Source organism: Devosia algicola (assembly GCF_028816455.1).
Lineage (GTDB): Bacteria > Pseudomonadota > Alphaproteobacteria > Rhizobiales > Devosiaceae > Devosia > Devosia algicola.
This window is the reverse complement of the sequence record NZ_CP118246.1, coordinates 883,365-903,767: the sequence shown is the minus strand read 5'-3', so window position 1 is coordinate 903,767 and position 20,403 is coordinate 883,365. Positions and strand designations below refer to the sequence as shown.

16 protein-coding genes, 1 tRNA gene and 3 pseudogenes are annotated in these 20,403 nt (G+C 56.5%); 11 read left to right on the top strand and 9 right to left on the bottom strand.

Annotated features, from left to right (window positions below):
• Positions 1-84 precede the first annotated feature (84 nt).
• Both PSQ19_RS04730 and parE read right to left on the bottom strand, forming a co-directional pair.
• The gene (locus PSQ19_RS04730; protein WP_282219818.1) at positions 85-1,548 is read right to left on the bottom strand and encodes a DEAD/DEAH box helicase; all 1,464 of its coding nucleotides are present in this window, start codon (positions 1,546-1,548) and stop codon (positions 85-87) included.
• 264 nt (positions 1,549-1,812) lie between these two features.
• Positions 1,813-3,828 (bottom strand): DNA topoisomerase IV subunit B, encoded by a 2,016-nt coding sequence (gene parE / locus PSQ19_RS04725; protein ID WP_407649083.1) that lies wholly within the window; start codon positions 3,826-3,828, stop codon positions 1,813-1,815.
• 230 nt (positions 3,829-4,058) lie between these two features.
• On the opposite strand from parE, the gene PSQ19_RS04720 reads away from it, so the two are divergent.
• The gene (locus tag PSQ19_RS04720; RefSeq protein WP_282219817.1) at positions 4,059-4,460 is read left to right on the top strand and encodes a hypothetical protein; all 402 of its coding nucleotides are present in this window, start codon (positions 4,059-4,061) and stop codon (positions 4,458-4,460) included.
• Between the two features lie 434 nt (positions 4,461-4,894).
• Complete coding sequence (locus tag PSQ19_RS04715) at positions 4,895-5,497, top strand: PilZ domain-containing protein (RefSeq protein ID WP_328517758.1); 603 nt, start codon at positions 4,895-4,897, stop codon at positions 5,495-5,497.
• 99 nt (positions 5,498-5,596) lie between these two features.
• Here PSQ19_RS04715 and glnA read toward each other — a convergent pair.
• Both glnA and PSQ19_RS04705 read right to left on the bottom strand, forming a co-directional pair.
• Positions 5,597-7,007 (bottom strand): annotated as a pseudogene (gene glnA, locus PSQ19_RS04710) (type I glutamate--ammonia ligase).
• Between the two features lie 70 nt (positions 7,008-7,077).
• Positions 7,078-7,417 (bottom strand): annotated as a pseudogene (locus PSQ19_RS04705) (P-II family nitrogen regulator).
• Positions 7,418-7,729: 312 nt separating this feature from the next.
• Between PSQ19_RS04705 and PSQ19_RS04700 the strand changes: the two are divergent.
• The 3 genes from PSQ19_RS04700 to PSQ19_RS04690 all read left to right on the top strand — a co-directional run bounded on the left by PSQ19_RS04700 (position 7,730) and on the right by PSQ19_RS04690 (position 10,827).
• Positions 7,730-7,814: transfer RNA gene (locus tag PSQ19_RS04700), tRNA-Leu, on the top strand.
• A 42-nt stretch (positions 7,815-7,856) separates the two neighbouring features.
• A complete protein-coding gene (tig, locus tag PSQ19_RS04695; RefSeq protein ID WP_282219815.1) occupies positions 7,857-9,257 on the top strand; it encodes a trigger factor in 1,401 nt (466 codons plus the stop codon).
• A gap of 97 nt (positions 9,258-9,354) precedes the next feature.
• Entirely contained in the window at positions 9,355-10,827 is a 1,473-nt protein-coding gene (locus PSQ19_RS04690) for an NAD(P)H-hydrate epimerase (protein ID WP_282219814.1), read from the top strand.
• Here PSQ19_RS04690 and PSQ19_RS04685 read toward each other — a convergent pair.
• Positions 10,824-11,273: a hypothetical protein gene (locus PSQ19_RS04685; RefSeq protein ID WP_282219813.1), complete on the bottom strand. Its 450-nt coding sequence runs from the start codon at positions 11,271-11,273 to the stop codon at positions 10,824-10,826. The genes PSQ19_RS04690 and PSQ19_RS04685 overlap by 4 nt on opposite strands.
• The gene (locus PSQ19_RS04680; RefSeq protein ID WP_282219812.1) at positions 11,264-12,505 is read right to left on the bottom strand and encodes a cytochrome P450; all 1,242 of its coding nucleotides are present in this window, start codon (positions 12,503-12,505) and stop codon (positions 11,264-11,266) included. The genes PSQ19_RS04685 and PSQ19_RS04680 overlap by 10 nt, the downstream gene beginning before the upstream one ends.
• Positions 12,506-12,644: 139 nt before the next feature.
• On the opposite strand from PSQ19_RS04680, the gene PSQ19_RS04675 reads away from it, so the two are divergent.
• From PSQ19_RS04675 to clpX, 3 genes and pseudogenes are all read left to right on the top strand, one after another.
• A complete protein-coding gene (locus PSQ19_RS04675; protein ID WP_282219811.1) occupies positions 12,645-12,875 on the top strand; it encodes a hypothetical protein in 231 nt (76 codons plus the stop codon).
• Positions 12,876-13,116: 241 nt separating this feature from the next.
• Positions 13,117-13,746: an ATP-dependent Clp protease proteolytic subunit gene (locus tag PSQ19_RS04670; RefSeq protein ID WP_282220611.1), complete on the top strand. Its 630-nt coding sequence runs from the start codon at positions 13,117-13,119 to the stop codon at positions 13,744-13,746.
• 168 nt (positions 13,747-13,914) lie between these two features.
• Positions 13,915-15,193, top strand: a pseudogene (gene clpX, locus PSQ19_RS04665) (ATP-dependent Clp protease ATP-binding subunit ClpX).
• Between the two features lie 56 nt (positions 15,194-15,249).
• On the opposite strand, the gene PSQ19_RS04660 reads toward clpX, so the two are convergent.
• A complete protein-coding gene (locus PSQ19_RS04660; RefSeq protein WP_282219810.1) occupies positions 15,250-15,555 on the bottom strand; it encodes an MmcQ/YjbR family DNA-binding protein in 306 nt (101 codons plus the stop codon).
• A 184-nt stretch (positions 15,556-15,739) separates the two neighbouring features.
• Between PSQ19_RS04660 and mgtE the strand changes: the two genes are divergently transcribed.
• From mgtE to PSQ19_RS04645, 3 genes are all read left to right on the top strand, one after another.
• On the top strand, positions 15,740-17,155 hold the full coding sequence (gene mgtE / locus PSQ19_RS04655; protein ID WP_282219809.1) for a magnesium transporter: 1,416 nt from the start codon (positions 15,740-15,742) through the stop codon (positions 17,153-17,155).
• Between the two features lie 384 nt (positions 17,156-17,539).
• A complete protein-coding gene (locus PSQ19_RS04650) occupies positions 17,540-18,217 on the top strand; it encodes a glutathione S-transferase family protein (RefSeq protein WP_282219808.1) in 678 nt (225 codons plus the stop codon).
• Complete coding sequence (locus PSQ19_RS04645) at positions 18,214-18,639, top strand: DUF1489 family protein (protein WP_282219807.1); 426 nt, start codon at positions 18,214-18,216, stop codon at positions 18,637-18,639. The genes PSQ19_RS04650 and PSQ19_RS04645 overlap by 4 nt, the downstream gene beginning before the upstream one ends.
• Before the next feature lie 48 nt (positions 18,640-18,687).
• On the opposite strand, the gene PSQ19_RS04640 is transcribed toward PSQ19_RS04645, so the two are convergent.
• Positions 18,688-18,966: a hypothetical protein gene (locus tag PSQ19_RS04640; protein WP_282219806.1), complete on the bottom strand. Its 279-nt coding sequence runs from the start codon at positions 18,964-18,966 to the stop codon at positions 18,688-18,690.
• Between the two features lie 81 nt (positions 18,967-19,047).
• Complete coding sequence (locus PSQ19_RS04635; protein ID WP_407649141.1) at positions 19,048-20,382, bottom strand: SPOR domain-containing protein; 1,335 nt, start codon at positions 20,380-20,382, stop codon at positions 19,048-19,050.
• Between the last annotated feature and the right edge of the window lie 21 nt (positions 20,383-20,403).

Sequence of the window (20,403 nt, the reverse complement as noted above, 5' to 3'; positions counted from 1 at the left end):
CAACGACCAGTCTAACTAGGTCGCGTAACCGGTGTTACTCAATTGTGCGCCAACACAGTTGACATCAGTGAGTTTAAACGCAGTCTAATTGCTCCATGCGCTGGTGCGCAGCAGGAATGCCGGGATCGGACCGTCATTTCCAAATGGATTTGTGTTGTCGTTGCTTTCCTTTTGGGGACGCTTTGGCGCTTTGGAACGAGCAGGGGTGCGGGTTTTGGCGGTGCGCGTTTCTTCAACTGCGTCAGCCGGTACCTGCGGTTCGGGCTGGGTTTGCTGAACCGTCTCGCTTTGGGGCTCGGTGGAGGTGGCGGGCCGTGCCTTGACTTGACCACGTTCACGCGTGGCGCCGCGACGCCGTTTTGCCGGCTTGGCTTCCTCGGCTGTCGCTGCATTCTCAGGCTGATCGGCGGGGGCGCCGGTGTCATTGTCAGCGAAGGGAATGTCCTGCTGAATGAGCTTTACGATCGCATCAAGATGCTTGCTGTCGGCGCCGGTCACCAATGTGGTTGCAACGCCTGAGCGACCGGCGCGCCCGGTGCGACCAATTCGGTGAACATAGTCCTCGGCATGCACGGGCACGTCAAAATTGTAAACGTGGCTGACGGCTGGAATATCAAGACCGCGTGCAGCTACGTCGCTAGCGACCAAAATACTCAAGCGGTCGCTGCGGAACGCATCCAGCGTTTCGGTACGCCGCTTCTGGTCCATATCGCCGTGCAATTCGCCCGCGTCAAAGCCGTGCCGCGCCAATGATTTGGCGACCATGGCAACGTCGCGCTTGCGATTGCAGAAGACAATTGCGTTGGTCAGCCCATCTGCGGCACGAATCTGCTGGCGAAGCGCTTCGCGCTTTTGATCCGGCTTGGAGCCAACGCGCACCAATTTCTGGTCGATGTTTTCGGCGGTCGAATTTTGCCGGGCGACCTGGATGCGAACCGGGTCACGCAGGAATTTCCTGGTGAGCTTTTCGATCTCGGGCGGCATGGTGGCCGAGAAAAACAGGGTTTGGCGGCGTGCAGGCAGCAGCGAGCAAATTCGCTCGATGTCGGGCACAAAGCCCATATCCAGCATCCGATCAGCCTCATCAATGACCAGAAGGTCAACGCCGTTCAACAGGATGCGGCCGCGTTCGAATTGGTCCAGCATTCGGCCGGGCGTAGCAATGAGCACATCGGCGCCACGATCGAGCTTTTTGTTCTGTTCCTCGAAGGAAACGCCGCCAATCAGCAAGGCAACGGATAAACGGTGGTTCTTGCCGTATTTTTCAAAGTTCTCATGAACCTGGGCGGCAAGTTCCCGGGTTGGCTCAAGAATGAGGGTGCGGGGCATCCGCGCCCGGGCGCGACCGCTCTCGAGCAGGGTCAGCATCGGCAGCACAAACGACGCCGTCTTGCCGGTGCCGGTTTGCGCAATGCCAATAATGTCCTGCTTTTGCAAGACGTGCGGAATTGCTTGTGCTTGTATGTCGGTGGGTTTGGTATATCCCGCGGCGGCAACCGCATCGGTTACTTTCGGAGAAAGTCCAAGCCCGGAAAAATCATCGGTCAAATTTAGTAGTCCACTCATGGTGAAGGATTGGCGCGCAAGCAGCTGAACTCAAACGCATCCGTGGCACGGAATTGGCCATTCGGACGCTTGTGCATAAACTGCAGATCGTTGGAGTGGCCCTGGGGCGTAGTCAGCATGGGCTGGCGCAGAAATACATGGTCCCAGTCGCCAAGCCGGAAAATGCTCCAGCGAGGGCGACCATAACGCAAAGGCCTTGTGAGTCAACGCTATTCCGGCCTTCTTCGTTAATATGGCGCGGCGAAATCAAATATCAAGGTCAGTAACAAAGGCGGCATTTTCCTGAATGAAGTCAAAGCGGGCTTCGGGCTTGGTGCCCATCAGCCTGTCAACGGTGGTACGGGTGCCTTCCATATCCTGTTGGATCTTGACCTGCAAAAGGGTGCGCGAGCGCGTCGACATTGTTGTTTCTCTCAAGTGCGCGAACGGCATTTCGCCAAGCCCCTTGAACCGGGTCATGTCGACTTTGGACTTGCCGGTGAACTCGGTTGTCATCAACTCATCTTTATGGGCATCGTCGCGCGCATAAAGCGTCTTGCCGCCCTGGCTCAGCCGGTAAAGTGGGGGCATGGCAAGGAAAAGATGTCCACCATCAATGAGTTGAGGCATTTCCTGAAAGAAAAAGGTAATCAACAATGAGGCAATGTGGGCACCGTCAACGTCGGCGTCGGTCATGATGATGATCTTGTCATAGCGCAAATCATCTTCACGGTAGCGGTCACGCGTACCGCAACCCAGTGCCTGGATCAGGTCCGAAATGAGTTGGTTGGCCGCCATCTTTTCGCGGGACGCACCAGCGACATTCAAGATCTTGCCGCGCAGTGGCAGCACTGCCTGGCTTTTACGGTCGCGGGCCTGCTTGGCACTCCCACCAGCGCTATCACCTTCGACGATGAATAATTCGGCACCCTGGGCGGCGCCTTGGGTACAATCGGCCAGTTTGCCGGGAAGGCGCAGTTTCCGGGTGGCGCTGGCGCGATCAATTTCCTTTTCCTTGCGGCGGCGTAGGCGCTCTTCGGCACGCTCAACCGCCCAGTCGAGCAGTTTTCCGGCCTGGTTCGGCGAGGCCGCAAGCCAGTGATCGAAGGCGTCGCGCATGGCGTTGTCGACGATGCGTGCGGCTTCGCCGGAAGCCAGCTTGTCCTTGGTCTGGCCGACAAATTCGGGCTCACGGATGAAAACCGACAACATGGCATTGCAGTGCGCAAAAACATCGTCGGCAGTAAGAATGGTGGCGGCCTTGTTCTTGGTCAGCTCCGCATAGCTTTTCAGACCGCGCAGCAGGGCACTGCGTAGGCCGGTTTCGTGAGTGCCCCCGTCAGGCGTGGGAACGGTGTTGCAATATGAGGAGACAAAGCCATCTCCCAAGGACCATGCAATGGCCCACTCAACCGCTCCCTGGGTGCCGGGCTTGCCCGCCTTGCCAGAAAATATCTCGTCAACGATCCGGGTTTCGCCCGCGATCCTGGTGGTCATGAAGTCACGCAGGCCATCGGGATAGTGGAAGGTTGCGCGGGCCGGGACGTCGTCGGTGGCAAGTTCCTCGTCGCACGACCACCGCAATTCGACACCGCCAAACAGGTAGGCTTTGGCCCGGGTCATTTTGAACAGTCGAAGTGCCGAAAACCTGGCGCTGGCGCCAAAGATTTGCGCATCGGGATGAAATCGAACCGTGGTGCCGCGCCGGTTGTTGACTCGCCCGACGGACTCGACCTCTGACTGGGGCTTGCCGCGGGAATAAGTCTGGCGGAACAATTGCTGGTCCCGCGCCACTTCGATGACCATGTCATCTGACAAGGCATTGACGACGGAGATACCAACACCGTGCAGTCCACCCGAGGTCTCGTAGGCCTTGGAATCGAACTTGCCGCCCGCATGGAGCGTCGTCATGATGATTTCGAGCGTCGATTGAGTCGGAAATTTCGGGTGCTTTTCAACGGGAATTCCGCGCCCATTGTCGGTAACGGTCAGATAGCCGTCAGCACCGAAATTAACTTCGATGCGACTGGCGTGACCGGCAATTGCCTCATCCATGCAATTATCGATGACTTCGGCAAAGAGGTGGTGAAGCGCGTTGGCGTCGGTGCCGCCGATGTACATGCCGGGCCGTCGGCGCACGGGCTCAAGTCCTTCAAGCACCTCAATATCGGCTGCGGTGTAGGAGGAGGGTGCGCTAGCGACCGACGATTTCGATGCCTTTGGTGGCGGCGCCATGGAACGTCGCTCTGGGTTCTCAGCAAAAAGGTCTTCGACTTCCGACATTTAATATCCGTATTGAGGTTCCCCGAATCAGGTTGCCTGCACGCTATCATATAGTAGCGCAAGCATGGGTGGGGCTCGCGGTACGTGTCTCCAAGGATTTCATCGCTTCGGCGAACCTGAACCGAAAATGAACATGCGGGTGCGGTTGAGTTCAAGATGGCGCTGCTAGGTATTTGACAACACTATCAGGTGCGCTCGTCCGGGCCTGAGTTGAGGGAGGGAGGTTTGACATGTCGCACAATAGTCGGTCGTCGTCGTTCGCAATCCGATCCATATTGGTTGGGCTCGGTTTTTGCCTGTCAGCAGCAATGATGCCGTCGGCTGTGGCGCAATCGCAAAGTCCGGCATTTGGCTTCCAGTTTCAGCCTCCGATGCTGAAGGGCGATTTTTTGGGCGACCCGCGCGAGTTTGACTTTCGTGCGCCCCCATTGCCGATGTGTCTGACCGACCGACAGATAAGAAATGAAATTGCCGCCCGCGGCTATTCGGCTATTGCGCTCAATGTGCCCAACAATAAACGCATCCAGGTTCGGGCCTCCCAGGCTGGCTGGGTTTATCTGCTCAATTTCAATTTTTGTACAAACCAGATTGAAGGGCGGACGCGACTGCGACCGGCCAACAATGCGGGGTAGCGTCCCATCTTGGGCACCATCTTTACCAAGCGTTTGCTTCTTGGCGACACTTTTTTAAAGAGCGACTGCTAAAACATGAGCATACGGTTTTTGTTTGGAGTTGCCGTATGCGTGTCGAAGCGAACGATAGTATTGCGTATCAAGACGTTCGAGTTGACGCGCCGCCGTCTCATGGGTGGCAGCAGGCCGGGTTTATCAGTATTGCGTACCGGCTTGCCCATTTCCATGTCTCGCGCCCTGCGGTGACCATTGCAGTGGCGGCCCTGTTCTATTTGGCCTGATCCATAGTCTCACAATATTTTCTTCGCTATGACACCTCTCCCAACCCAGAGGGGCGGTCAATTGCGATCATTTCTGAGCAGCCAGTAGTAATGGTCCTTAAATGATTGCCTGTATAATAGGGACAATACTGATCGAAATAGTAATTGGGCCCCATGTCTGCACTGGCACAAACTGAAACGCCCCCAAGTCCATCATCCTCGCAACTGAATGTACGCTATATTGGCGCCATTGCTGGATGTTTTTCGTTTTCTGATCGCGATGTGATTGAAGGGGAGCCTCGCCCCGTACTCGCTTGCCGACTATGCTCGATTACGCCAAAAAGCGCTGTAATCATTGCGTCGGTCCAGGGTGTGCCCGGCGAGAATGTTGCCGCACATTTTGAACCATTTGGCGTCCTCAGGGCGACGGTTGGTCGGCGGGTGCCGACCGGGTTCTCGCTGGAATTGTTATTGAGTGCTGCCGAGCAGGAAAAGCTTGCGGCCAGGATCGAATGGCAGAAACGCCGCGTGCAGAGCACTGTGCCGGACCAACGCGAATTCAAACGTATATTGCCGCGCAATCCGCGTGCAACAATGGTGTTGAAGGACGGCACCAAGATGGATTGTTTCGTAGTTGATATATCGGGGTCAGGCGCTGCAGTTTCGACCGAAACCCGGGTGTCCCGTGGGACGCCGGTCGCCATTGGACAGCTTCTGGGCCGGGTGGTGCGCCAGGCTCGACGTCGGATTTGCGGTACAGTTTGCGCGAACCTATGAGCCGGATCAGCTCGAAATACTGATGGCAAAGCCACTCGAAACAAAGTGACGAAATAAAAAAGGGGCCGGTTGGCCCCTTTCTCATTAGGTTCGAACCGATCAGGCCGAGTAGTACATTTCAAATTCGGCTGGGTGCGGCGTGTGCTCAAACTTAATGACCTCGGCCATTTTCAGTTCGATATAACTGTCAATCTGATCGTCGTCGAAGACGCCGCCGGCCTTGAGGAAGTCCCGATCCTTGTCGAGGCTTTCGAGCGCTTCACGCAGCGAGGCCGAAACGGTCGGAATTGCCATCAGTTCCTGGCGGGGCAGTTCGTAAAGATCCTTGTCCATGGGGTCGCCAGGGTGGATCTTGTTCTTGATGCCATCGAGACCGGCCATCAAAAGGGCCGCAAAGGCCAGGTAGGGATTTGCCAGTGGATCGGGGAAACGCACTTCGACGCGCTTGGCCTTTGGCGACTGACCGAATGGGATGCGGCAGGATGCCGAGCGGTTGCGTGCCGAATAGGCAAGTAGCACGGGCGCTTCAAAGCCGGGCACCAGACGTTTGTAGGAATTGGTCGACGGATTGGTAAAGGCATTGATGGCCTTGGCGTGTTTGATTACACCACCGATATAATAGAGGGCGTCCATCGACAGGCCGGCATACTGGTCGCCAGCGAAGAGCGGTTTGCCATCACGCCAGATCGACTGATGGCAATGCATGCCTGAGCCATTGTCGCCATAAACCGGCTTTGGCATGAAGGTGGCGGTTTTGCCATAGGCGTTGGCAACCTGATGTACGACATATTTGAAGACTTGAACATCGTCGGCCGACTTGATCATCGGCTGGAACTTGATGCCCAACTCATGCTGAGCCGAGGCCACTTCGTGGTGATGTTTCTCAACGACGACGCCCATGTCTGCCATCGCCGCCAACATTTCGCCCCGTATGTCCTGCGCGCTGTCGAGCGGAGGAACCGGGAAATAGCCCTTTTTGAGACCGATATGGTGGCCGTTATTGCCGGTCTCGTAATCGGTATCATTGTTGGTGGGCAGGCTCGGAATGATCGACCGAGAAGCCAACCTTGTAGGGGGTGTTCGAATATTTGACATCGTCGAAGATGAAAAATTCGGGTTCAGGGCCAAATACGACGCTATCGCCAACGCCGGAGGATTTTACGAACGCTTCGGCTTTTTTGGCGGTGGTGCGCGGGTCGCGATTATAGGGTTGGTAGGTCAGTGGCTCGAGAATGTCACAGACGATGCACAGGGTCGACGCGCCAAAGAACGGGTCCATATAGGTCGCCGTGGGATCGGGCATCAAAACCATGTCCGACTCGTTGATGGCCTTCCAGCCACCGATCGATGAACCGTCGAACATTGTGCCTTCTTCGAAAAGATCTTCGTCGACGATGGTGGCGTCGAGGGTGACATGCTGCGTTTTGCCGCGCGGGTCGGTGAAGCGCAAGTCGAGATACTTGATGTTCTCGTCTTTCATACGCTTAAGGATATCGCTACCGGTCGTCATTTGGTTCTTCCCCTGTATATACTGATTGGGTGTTGATTTTTATGGTTGTCAGGCTTTGTCGACTTTGCCTTTAGAGGGCGTCGTCGCCAAACTCGCCCGTACGGATGCGGATGGCTTGCTCGATCGAGTAGACGAAGATCTTGCCGTCGCCAATACGGCCGGTTTGAGCCGCGTTCCGGATTGCTTCGATTGCTTTTTCGGCCAGGCTCGTCGGGGCACACGACCTCGACTTTGACCTTGGGCAGAAAATCGACCACATATTCGGCGCCGCGATATAATTCGGTATGGCCCTTCTGGCGGCCAAAACCCTTGGCTTCAGTAACGGTTATACCTTGTAGTCCAACCTCCTGAAGCGCCTCTTTGACTTCATCGAGCTTGAACGGCTTAACGATGGCCTCGATCTTTTTCATTGCGTGCCTCTATGTCGATTGGTCGAATGTCGCCCCAACTATGCACACCGCATGCCAGTAGCAGCTGGTGCGATAACTGTGTTTAATTACAATAGGTTATCTCAGGCGCATTGTTGCCAGAGGTGGCGAAGCAATGGTGTGTGTGATGAAAATTTAGTCATGTTGCACACCAATTGGGCAGTCGTAGGCATGCCCGTGGCGACATTATAATCAAGCCAATTGGTCATTGTCCAAAAAATACCGCAGAATGAGGCTTTGACTGGCTCTTCAAGTTAGGTTAGACCCACGCCCAACCCGGCCAGCGGGTATTTTGCGGGTGTGGCGGAACTGGTAGACGCACTGGATTTAGGTTCCAGCGCCGCGAGGCGTGAAGGTTCGATTCCTTTCACCCGCACCAAATGACCTTGGCACGAAAGGTGCTCTGGCCTGAAGAAGATCAATGAAGACGGGATTGAACCGAATGCAGGTTACCGAAACCCAGAGCGAAGGCCTGAAGCGCAAGTTGAGCGTCGTCATTCCGGCCAATGACCTTGTGTCGCGGCTCGATGCGAAACTGGAAGAACTCAAGGGCACAGCCAATATCAAGGGCTTCCGCCCCGGCAAAGTGCCTGCCTCCCACCTCAAGAAGGTATATGGCCGTTCAGCCATGTCCGAGGTGATGCAGGATGCCATCAACACCACCGTGTCCGAAACATTGGAAAAACGCGAAGAACGCGCCGCTGCGCAGCCTCAAGTTGATCTGCCCGACGATCAGGCCGTGATCAATGATGTGCTCGAAGGCAAGGCCGATCTGGCGTTTGATGTCAGCTATGAAGTGCTGCCACCCGTTGAACTGATGGATTTCAAGGGAATTTCGATCGAAAAGCCCGTTGTTGATATCAGCGAGGAGGAAGTCGAAGCCGAGGTTACCCGTGTTTTCAACCAGAACCGCGGTTTCACCGACAAGGGCGACGATGCGGTAGTTGAAGACGGTGATCGTCTTGGTTTGTCGTTTATCGGCAAAATCGACGGCGTGCCGTTTGATGGTGGCACCTCCGACCATGCGCATTTGACAATCGGTTCCGGTGAGTTCATTCCCGGCTTTGAAGAGCAGTTGATTGGCGTGACAAAGGGCGGGACCAAAGAGGTCAAGGTCACTTTCCCAGCCGACTATAACAGCGCTGAATTAGCGGGCAAAGAAGCCGTGTTCGAGGTGAATGTGCTGCACGTCGATGGCCCGAACAAGGGCGAGCTGGACGATGAATTCGCCAAAAAACTCGGCCTGGACGATGTTGCCGCCTTCCGCGCCGCGGTGAAGGACCAGATGGCCGCCGCACTGGCGTCAATGAGCCGCCAGCATTCCAAGCGCCAGATATTGGACGCGCTGGACGAGGGGCACAAATTCAACGTGCCGCAATCACTGGTGGATGCTGAATTTGAATCGATCTGGAACCGCGTAAAGCACGAGATCGAATCGCACGGCCGCAGCTTTGAAGACGAAGGCACCACCGAGGAAGCCGCCCGCGAGCAATATCGTACCATTGCCGAGCGTCGTGTCCGCCTCGGTCTGGTTGTCGCCGAAATCGGCAACAAGAACGATGTCAGCGTGACGGATGAGGAACACCAACAGGCGCTGATCGCCGAGGTGCGTCGTTTCCCTGGCCAGGAACAGCAAGTGTATGATTACTATCGCAAGAATCAGCAGGCACTTGCTGGATTGCGGGCGCCGGTATTTGAAAACAAGGTCGTTGACTTTGTGGCAGAGCTGGCCAAGCAGACCGACAAGAAAATGTCGCGGGAAGAATTGGCAAAACTGATTCAGGCGGATGAAGACGAGGTTCCTCAGGAGCACCACCACTAGGGTGATCCGAGACCGAATTGAAAGCCGCCCCGAAATGGGCGGCTTTTTTATTGCATTGTTGTCGCCACAAGCCGGACGATAAGAGGGCGGGAACCCCATGAGCATTTCAAGCGAAACATTGTTGACCCCGGTACAGATGGCCGAGGCTGATCGACTGGCCGTCGAAGCCGGTGTTCGCTCGATCAAACTCATGGAGGCGGCCGGCAAAGCTGTTGCAGATGCCATTGTCGAGCGATTTTACCAGCGCTCGGTGACCGTCCTGTGCGGCCCCGGGAACAATGGCGGCGACGGATTCGTGGTGGCGCGATTGCTCAAGGAGCGTGGATGGCCGGTTCAACTGCGATTGCTGGGTAGCAAGGCCGCGCTTAAAGGGGACGCCGCAGCGATGGCCGCGCGGTGGGGCGGGCGATGCGATGCGCCCCGTGCCGACAATATTGGCAGCGCTGACCTTATTGTCGATGCGCTACTGGGCGCGGGACTGGACCGCGAAATTGAGGGTGAGTTGAAAACGGTCATCAATGCGGTCAACGGCAAGGATCGACCGGTTGTCAGCATCGACGTGCCCAGTGGTCTCGACGGCGCGACCGGCGCGGTTCGCGGCACTGCCATTGCGGCGACGCTGACGGTAACGTTCTTTCGACGCAAGCCTGGCCATCTGCTGATGCCGGGGCGCGAGCTGTGCGGCGATGTGGTGTTGGCTGACATTGGCATTCCTGACACTGTTCTGGACTCGATCGGCTCGCGCGTTCTGGTCAATACACCTGATCTCTGGAGCGTGCCCGTGGCCGGCATGGGGGACAATAAATTTTCGCGCGGCCACTGCGTGGTGGTGTCTGGCGGTCCGCTGCATACCGGCGCTGCGCGTCTGGCGGCATGGGGGGCGTTTCGGATCGGCGCTGGACTGGTATCGCTGGCAGGGTCGCACGACGCTCTAATGGTGCACGCGGCACATGTCAGTTCGATCATGCTGCGGCTGGCAGAGGAGTCCGGTGACCTTGCGGCAGTGCTCAAGGATGACCGCATCACATCGGTGGTTATCGGTCCCGCCGCCGGTGTGGGTAGGGAAACGGCCAAGTGCGTGGAGACGGTGTTGGCTGGTGGCGCCGCTGTTGTACTGGACGCGGATGCCTTGACCAGTTTCAAAGATCGGAGCGACGATCTGTTTGCGGCGATAAGCGCCAATCAGCATCGACCTGTGGTCATGACGCCCCATGAAGGCGAGTTTTCTCGCCTGTTCGATGACCTGACGGGGTCCAAACTGGACCTGGCGATCGGCGCGGCAGAGCGCTCGGGTGCGGTGATAATCCTTAAGGGGAGTGACACGGTGATTGCCTCACCGGATGGGCGTGTGGCGATCAACTCCAATGCGCCGCCAACACTTGGCACCGCTGGATCGGGGGACGTTCTAGCTGGAATTGTCGGTGGGCTGCTAGCGCAAGGCATGGCTGGATTTGAGGCCGCCGCGGCCGCAGTATGGCTTCATGCAGAAGCGGCCAATTTGTTCGGCGGTCCGGGCCTGATCAGCGAGGACTTGCCTAGCTTGCTGCCCGGCGTTTTGGCAAAGCTCTAGTTGTCGACTGCAATATACGCGCTCCCATCCCACGCGTAGCTTTGCTCGGATTCATCACCCAAGACGACGACCATGCGATAGCCATTCCGCATGGAATCGAGCAGATACCAATTCTCGGGCATGCTCAGCGCGTTGAATGGTACCGCTTTCCAACCCTTTTTGTTGGCAATCATCAGCAGCGGCGCGCAGCCACCGGAACCGCAAAAATACGAATTTTGTGCGAAAGCCAGAACGTCCAGTCGGCCATCGCCATTGAAGTCGGCTTCGGCCGCCGTAAAGTTGAGGTCGCTGCGACCGCTTTGAGCGAGCATGTTGGCCAGCGCATAGATCTTGCCGCCCGTCATCTCTGAAGAAAATTTCAATGGCTCGTCCGCCAATGGCGCCGTCACTGCCGCAAAGGCGCTGATTGCGATGCCAACGAAGACCGTATTGAATTTTATTGCCATGTCACTACCAGTCTTTCCAACCCGTGAAAATGATAAACATTGTTGTAGCTCGGCGGCTCGGCCAACTGCAATCCTGGCAGGCGTTTGAACAACTCGGTGAACGCCACCTGCAATTCTATCCGCGCCAACGGCGCACCAATACAAAAGTGGATTCCAGCGCCAAAGCTGACATTGGCACCATCAGCTCGGAACGGATCGAAGGCATTGGCATTGCTGAAGCGCTGCGGATCCCGGTTTGCGGCTCCCAGCATCAGGCCGATAGTCTCACCTTTGCGAAATTGGCGCCCGCCATACTCAATGTCGTCAAGGGCATAGCGGGTGAACAGGTGCAGCGGCGCGTCGAAGCGAAGGCATTCTTCCACCGTCGCGGCCGCCTGGGCGTCGCTGGCGAACAGTATGCGTGGATCGAGACCGCTTTCCAGAATGGATTTTACCCCGTTGCCGGTGGTGTGAACCGTTGCTTCGTGACCGGCATTCAGCAGCAGGATGGCTGTTGAGATCACCTCGTCGTCACTGAGGCGCGTACCGTCGATTTCGGCTGTCAGCATGTGTGTGAGCAGGTCCGACCGAGGCGACCGGCGGCGCTCGGTGATTTCTGTGCCAAGGTAATCCATAAAATCGACCGAAGCCTGGTTGGCGTCAATTTCGGTCGCCTCGGTCACGCCGTACATGTACATGGCGACCATGCGATTGGACCAGTTCAGTAGCTGTGGGGCCATTTCGGCGGGCAGGCCAATCATTTCGGCGATGACAATGGCCGGAATGGGCGCGGCGAAACTTTTGATCAAATCAGTGCCGCCATCGGCGACGAAGCCGTCGATCATCTCGTTGGCCAATTCGGCGATCCGCGGGCGCAATTGTTCGACGTGGCGAGAAACAAAGGCCCTGTTGACGAGCCCGCGAAGCCGGGTGTGCTCGGGTGGCTCCAGCGCCAGCAGGGAGTATTTTTCGGTCTGGTCAAAGGCGGCGACGTGCGGCTTGGGTGCTGGCATGCCAAGTTCATCGCGCGTGGCGACGTGCAGAATCTGGCGACCAAAGCGCCGATCGCGGAGCAGGGCGCTAACATCCTTGAAGCTGGCAAAGCACCAATGGTCGTAATCCTTCCAGAAAAACCGTGGATCGTTCCGGTGCAGGCGGTCATAAAGCGCATATGGATTTTGATAGAAGTCCGGATTTCGCGGATCCGCCGTTACGGGTTCGGTTGCGGGATCGTGAATGATGTCGGGTGCCAACTTGCCTCACTTGGGGTCATTATTGCGCAGAAAGTACGGATGATGCACGGAATGGGGGCACACAGGCAATCTTGGTCTTGCGATGCCCCGAAAAATGGCTAGTTCATAGCCCGAGCGATTTTTATCGGAGACAAGATCCGTGACCGAACCGAGTGTGACCGAGTCCGTCGACAATATTTATGCGGCGCTGGCAAACAATAATGAGGACCTCGATGTCCACATTTCTGCCCTCAAGGCGGCGATGGCGCGCGAGGGCATGAAGGAGGCGGTGTTTGAGGCCTCCAAGTTGGCGCAGAATAATCGGCAGGGCCGCAAGACCATGCAGTCATATTTCAAAAAGCGTGGTGTTATTGTCAGCTTTGCGGTCTGAGTGATTAACCGTTGCCGGGATTTGGGAGGGGTTTGGGTATTGAACCTCACGCCAATGGGGCCTATTTGTCCCTTTACCGCGTGTTAAGGCGGAATCTATGCAATCGGCGTATCGCGCTGATTCGAATTCAAGGCATGGTCCCGGAAATTGGGATGTCCGGTTTCGGGAAATGACCATGCGCAACACGAGCAGTGACCGAGACGGTATCGCGCAGATTCTCGGCACAAGGGGCATCCGAAGAATGAGAGATCCACACGATCTTTATATGAACACGCTCATCCCGATGGTGGTTGAGCAATCCAATCGCGGCGAACGTTCGTTCGATATCTATTCCCGGCTTTTGCGCGAGCGCATTATTTTTGTGACCGGCGTTGTCGAAGACAATATGGCGTCCGTGATCGTGGCGCAGTTGCTGTTTCTGGAATCGGAAAATCCGAAGAAGGAAATCGCAATGTACATCAATTCGCCCGGCGGCGTGGTTACCGCCGGCCTGAGCATTTATGACACCATGCAATTCATTCGCCCACCTATTGCGACGCTGTGCATGGGGCAGGCGGCCTCGATGGGGTCGTTGTTGCTGGCAGCAGGCGAGGCCGGTATGCGGGCGTCGCTACCCAACTCGCGCGTGATGGTTCACCAGCCTTCGGGTGGCTTCCAGGGGCAGGTGACCGACATCTTGATTCACGCAAAGGAAGTAGAAGGTCTTAAGCGTCGGCTCAATCAAATCTACGAGAAGCACACGGGCCGGACTTACGAGGAAATCGAGAATGCTCTTGAGCGTGACCGTTTCCTTTCAGCGGAAGAAGCCAAGACCTTTGGGCTAATCGACAATGTGTTCGAGAAGCGCGCGGCTCCTGAGGCCACCCCCTGATCGGCATTAACGCCAAATCAAATGCTCCGTGGACTGTGACACACACGGAATTGCACCGAGCCGGATCGACCGCTAAGGTTGGTTCGGCTTAGATATTCTTTAGGCCTCATGCGTTAGCCTATGAGTCGACGCAGATTTTGGGAACGTATTGCTCCCGGGAGTACCAGGATGTCCAAAGAGACAACAAACGGCGAAACCTCCAAGAATACGCTTTACTGCTCGTTCTGCGGTAAATCGCAGCACGAGGTTCGCAAGCTGATCGCCGGCCCAACCGTATTCATATGCGATGAATGCGTTGAACTGTGCATGGACATCATTCGAGAAGAGAACAAGACCTCGATGGTCAAGTCCTCCGACGGTGTGCCAACACCCGCAGATATCTGCAAGGTTCTCGATGACTATGTGATTGGCCAGTTCCGCGCCAAGCGGGTGCTGTCAGTGGCGGTGCATAACCACTACAAGCGGTTGCATCACTCGTCCAAGAACCAGGATATCGAGCTTTCCAAATCCAACATTCTGCTGATCGGGCCGACAGGTTCGGGCAAGACGCTGTTGGCACAGACATTGGCGCGTATTCTCGACGTGCCATTCACCATGGCCGACGCGACAACGTTGACCGAGGCTGGTTATGTCGGTGAGGACGTCGAAAACATCATTCTGAAGCTGCTGCAATCGGCTGACTATAATGTCGAAAAAGCGCAACGCGGCATTGTCTATATCGACGAAGTCGACAAGATTTCGCGCAAATCCGACAATCCATCGATTACGCGTGACGTGTCGGGCGAGGGCGTTCAACAGGCGTTGCTCAAGATCATGGAAGGGACGGTTGCCTCAGTGCCGCCCCAGGGTGGGCGCAAACATCCGCAGCAGGAATTTTTGCAGGTCGACACAACGAATATTCTTTTCATCTGCGGTGGCGCGTTCGCCGGGCTTGAAAAGATTATTCAGGCACGCGGGGAAAGGCTCTTCCATCGGCTTTAGTGCCACGGTCAAGGATCCTCAGGATCGGCGCGTTGGACAAATTCTGGCGGAAGTGGCGCCAGAGGATCTGGTGCGCTTTGGTCTCATTCCCGAGTTCATCGGTCGCCTGCCTGTGCTGGCAACGCTGGAAGACCTCGATGAGTCGGCGTTGATCGAGATTTTGACGGCACCCAAGAATGCGCTGGTTCGTCAATATCAGCGTCTGTTCAACATGGAAGAAGTTGAGCTGACTTTCCACGAAGATGCTCTCAAGGCCATTGCGCAGCGAGCAATCGAGCGCAAGACCGGCGCCCGTGGTCTTCGCTCCATCATGGAGGCGATCCTGCTTGATACGATGTATGACCTGCCCTCGCTGGAGGGTGTGCAGGAAGTGGTGATCTCCGAAGAGGTGGTCAACGGCAAGGATGTGCGTCCGCTTTACATATATGCTGAACGCAAAAAGGAGGATGTGCCCGCAGAGGCATAAATTTCCTTGCGTAAACGAGTTCAAGGCCGGGGCGGTGCCTCGGCTTTTTTGCGACTCTAGTCCCGTTTGGGAGGCCGCGTTGGCCGCTTGGCGGCGATTTGCGCAGGCGCCTTGTGACGCCAGGCATCTTCGAGCCGCAGGGCGAGTTCGTCGTCACTGATCACATCAAGGCGCACCAGCACCGCAGGCCAGCCGACATAGTGGTCAGTTTCGTAGTAGATATCCGGGGCAATTTCGAGCAGCAGGATTTTTTGCTCCTCGGGACACTGCAATACCAGGGTATTGGCATCCTTCAGGCTGGCAAAGGTTGCCTTCGAGACCTTCAGCGCCGGTTGGCGATAGGCTCGTTCCAGTGGAGACATCGGGCAGCGATTGATCCGATGTCAACTTCTCAAGGCGTTTAATCGTCATCTCGGTGTCATCTGTCATGTTCAATCCTGATTTTGTTTGGCAAATCGCGACTGGATGGCGCCTTGCGGCTGGTCAAAATTGTATTGATTGGCTACACCTTGACCAGCCCAAACCCTCTCCAGCAAAGGGCCTCCAATGAGCACTGACAACGGCACACCTCCCAATCACGAGGATGGGGCAGATCCGAACGGCCTGCGCGATAGCTCGGACTATATCAATCCAATCTGGATAGAACGGTTGCGTGCCCATTTGGGTGCACATGATTCTGCGGAATTGATGGATATGATGGGTCCGCTGCACTCTGCGGACACCGGCGATGTGCTCGAAGCGCTGGAGGCGGCCGAGCGATTTGAGCTGGTCAAGCAGTTGGGCGAACGGTTCGACTTTTCGGCGCTCACCGAAGTCGATGAATCGGTTCGTACCGAATTGATGGAGCTGCTGCCCAATGCTGATATTGCACGCGGCGTCAGCGGTTTGGACAATGATGACGCGGTCTTCATTCTGGAGGACATGGAGCATGGCGACCGTGAGGAAGTGCTCTCGGCACTGCCAACGTTCGAACGGCTCAGTCTCAAGCGCAGCCTCGATTTTCCAGAAGAATCCGCCGGTCGGCGGATGCAGACCGACTTTATAGCCATTCCGCCATTCTGGACGGTGGGGCAGACGATCGACTATTTGCGAAACGAGGAGGATTTGCCCGACGAATTCTACCAGATCTACGTGGTCGACGTGTCCTACAATGTCCTTGGCATCATACCGCTAGACAAGTTTCTGCGCTCCTACAGGCAACGCCGCATCCAGGAAATCATGAATGCCAATGTGATCCTGGTGGATGCCAACGAAGACCAGGAAGAGGCGGCGCGCGACTTTGAACGGTACGATCTGGTTGAAGTCGGCGTTATCGACGAAAGCCGACGGCTTGTGGGGGTGTTGACGGTCGACGACATGGTCGATGTTATCCATGAGGAGGCCGACGAGGACATCAAGCGACTGGGCGGCGTCGGTGACGAAGATATTTCCGACAATATGGTCGATACGGTGCGGAGCCGAACGCCGTGGCTGGTGGTCAATCTGGTGACGGCAATCGTGGTGTCGATGATCATTGGGTTGTTCAATGCAACAATCGAGCAGATGGTTGCGCTGGCAGTGCTGATGCCAATCGTGGCGTCGATGGGGGGTAATGCGGGCACACAAACCATGACGGTTACCGTGCGGGCGTTGGCCATGCGGCAACTGGATGGCCGGAAATTGCGTCGGCTCATTACCCGCGAAATGGCCGTTGGTTTGGTCAATGGGCTGATTTTCGCGGTGTTGATCGGGGTCGTCACCGCCCTGCGGTTCGGCAATATCCAGCTCGGAATTGTTATCGGCCTGGCGATGGTCATTAATTTGATTGTTGCGGGCACTGCGGGAATATTGATCCCGGTGACGCTGGACAAGCTGAAGGCGGACCCGGCGATTGCCTCGTCAGTGTTTGTTACAACTGTGACTGATGTCGTTGGATTCTTTGTGTTTTTGGCTCTTGCAGGGCTGTGGTTCGGGCTGTTTTGATGAGCATTCTGGCCAGGCCACGCCTAGGTCCAATTGAAATGATTCGCTTGTGCAGTCGTTAACGAAGGGTTTTCAAAACGGTGGGTTGTGGCAGTTTCGCCGCTTGCAAAGCTTTTGTGACGCGGTTAACGTTTTGCTACCGGATGCGATTTGCGGGACATATCGCGAAGATCCGGAGTGAACGGCTGACAAGGAGCACACATGCGAAGTCAACCGAAGGCCAATATGTGGCGAGCGGCAACCTGGACACTGGTTTGCTTATTGTCGATGGGATTGGTGCTTACCGTGGTTGCTGGCGTTTAGTACGCAGAGTTTTTCACTACAAGAATATGGTAAGGGCGCCCGGCCACCGGCGCCCTTACTTTTTTGTGCAGGAGATGTTGGATGAAAATTCTGATTGGCAACCGCAATTATTCGACGTGGTCGCTGCGCCCCTGGCTGGTTCTTGTTCATTTCGACATTGATTTTGATGATGAGCTATTACAATTGAGCGGACCGCGTTGGCGCGAAACGCTGCACGAACGCTCACCGACGGGCAAGGTCCCGGTTTTGATCGACGACGATCTGGTGGTGCCCGAAACCATTGCCATTATCGAATATCTGGCCGACAAATTTCCTGACAAGGCTATTTGGCCGCAATCCATGGCCGAGCGTGCACTGGCGCGGGCAGCAAGCGCGGAAATGCATGCCGGTTTTTTGGCGTTACGCAGCAACGCGCCGATGAATTTACGCGCGTCACATCCTGGAAAAGTGGCGCTCGACGTCGTTGCGCAAGACCTGCATCGTATTGAAACCCTTTTAGGAGGCTTGCTGGCCCGGTCGGGCGGGCCGTTCCTGTTTGGGCATTTCTGTGCGGCTGATGCGATGTATGCGCCGTTGGCGACGCGTTTGAGAACTTATGAACTGCCGATGTCGGACGTGCTGAACGAGTATGTTGAGGCCATTTATGGCCTCCCAGCGTTTCAGGCGTGGCGGGCCGAAGCGCTTAAGGAGCCGTGGATCCTCGATGACGACGAGATCGATGTAATACAGGGAACGGTGTCGAGAGGCACTCTGGCATGATTCACATCGTGAAGCTGTGCGTGGGCGTTTCCAGCGTTGAGGAGCTTGAAAGCTATCGAAACGAACGCTCTCACTGGTGGGGCGCCGACTATGGTGAGGAGGTGCATGTTCACCGCACCCGGATGATGCCTCGGCGCGCCAGCGAGATTGAAGGCATTGCCTCGATATACTGGGTGATTGGCGGTCTTATTAGCTGCAGGCAACCGATATTGCGGTTGACGCCGTATACCGATGCGGAAGGCAAGAATTACTGCGATATTATCATGAGTAGGGATTTGCACCGCACGGTTCCCTATCCGCGCCGCCCGTTTCAGGGTTGGCGCTATCTCGACAGCAAAGATGCGCCGCCCGATATTGCTGCTGGCGGTAATGCCGGCTCGGAAGAACTTGCGGCCGATCTGGTGCGGCTGGGACTGATATAGGCGCTGTTTCCTACTCGGGCTCGTTCGCTCGCGGCAGGTGTCGTCAGCCTATTCGTGGTAGCCCAGCTTCATGCGTACGGCGCGTTGACCAGCGGGCGAGAACACATCGAGTTCAACGCGGGTGCGTGGGCGCCCATGCCGACGTGTTCGGGCAGACAGGGCCAGCACAGCGCCTAACAGGTCGCCGACAGTGCGACGGACCGGACGCGGCTGAATCCGCGAAATTATGTCGTTCATTGTCTGGCGCGTGAGGGCTGCGTCGCCCGAAGACAAGGCGGATTTACCCACAAAATTGGCCAGTTCACTCAGGGCCGTCACTTCACTCATTGGTCTACTCCGTACACAGGCACCAAAAAGTCGAAAGAATTATTGCCGGACCGGCTTTTTTCCGGCGCGGGGTCGTCAGGTTCAGCTCTGCATGGCCAGGCAGCTTAGTTTTTGCTGCTTCAGCTGGCTGCAAACATTGATCGCGTCATCGCGTCCACCAAAACCGGTGAAGCGAGCGCGGAAGAAGATTTTACCGCTCTTTTCGAAGCGCTCGACGTAAGAGCGCGCATCTTTGAGACTTGCCAATTTGCCCGTGGCATCGCTGAGCATGGAGCGAGCGCTGGCCTCTGATGGCGCGGCACCGATCTGTACGACCCAGCCGCCGGGTGTCGGCGTGTCGATTTCGGCAATGCTGCCGCTGGTCATGAGATCTACTGGCTGGTCGTTATTGACCCCAACGGGCGGAAGGAGGGGTGCGGAGGGCGCTGTTTGTCCAAGGGCGGTTGGGGGCGCGCCGAGTTTGTAGGTATCGCTCAGCCATGCGCCAATGACATCCTGGGACGGATAAGCGGGCTGTGGTGCCTGAGATGGTGCTGCCAAAATGTTCGCCGCCTGCACTGCGGGCTGCAGGCCAAGATCGGCTGGCATCGGTGCGGGCGTTGGCGCAACACTGGCAACTTGCACGGTGGCGGGTGCCGCCTGGGGCAGCGCGGCAGGCCGGGCGCCATTTTGTGCCACAAGCTCGGCAAGGCGGAACCCCGGAACCGGCATCGGTTCGACAAAGGTATTTTCGGGCGCGGTCTGGGCAACAGCAACACGGGTGCTGCCTTCACGACCCGGCTGAGGGATCAGTGCGGTGCGCAAATAGTCGCCGCGACGGCCTTTTGGCAGGTATTTTGCGACCAGTTCGCGCACTTTCTGATCGCGCGATGCGGAGGAGTTGAAGCCGAATGCGACGACAACGATATGGCGATTGTCCTTGCGAGCGGCGGTCAGCAAATTGGAGCCGGCGGCATTGATGTAGCCGGTTTTGATGCCATCGACCGCCCCCATATAACCCAACACCCGATTGTGATTGCCATAGGTTTTGCGGCCATAGGAAAAACTGCGGGTCTGGAAATAGCTATAATAGGTGGGGAAGTGCTGATAGACGGCGATACCGAGGATTGCCTGATCGCGCACGGTGGTTCGCTGCGCCCCGTCTGGCAGGCCCGATGCATTACGGTAGGTGGTGTTGCGCATGCCCAGAGCCCGCGCCGTGGCTGTCATTCGTTGGGCGAATTTTTCTTCAGTGCCGGAAATGTTTTCTGCGATAACCCGCGCAATATCGTTGGCGGAAATGGTGACAATCGACTTGATTGCGTCTTCCACCGAAATGGTCGAACCGGCGCGCAGGCCAAGTTTGGTGGGGACCGCTGCGGCAGCGTGGGCCGAGACCTTCATCTTGGTGGAGAGTTTGATGTTGCCGGCCGACAGGCTCCTGAAACAGAATATAGA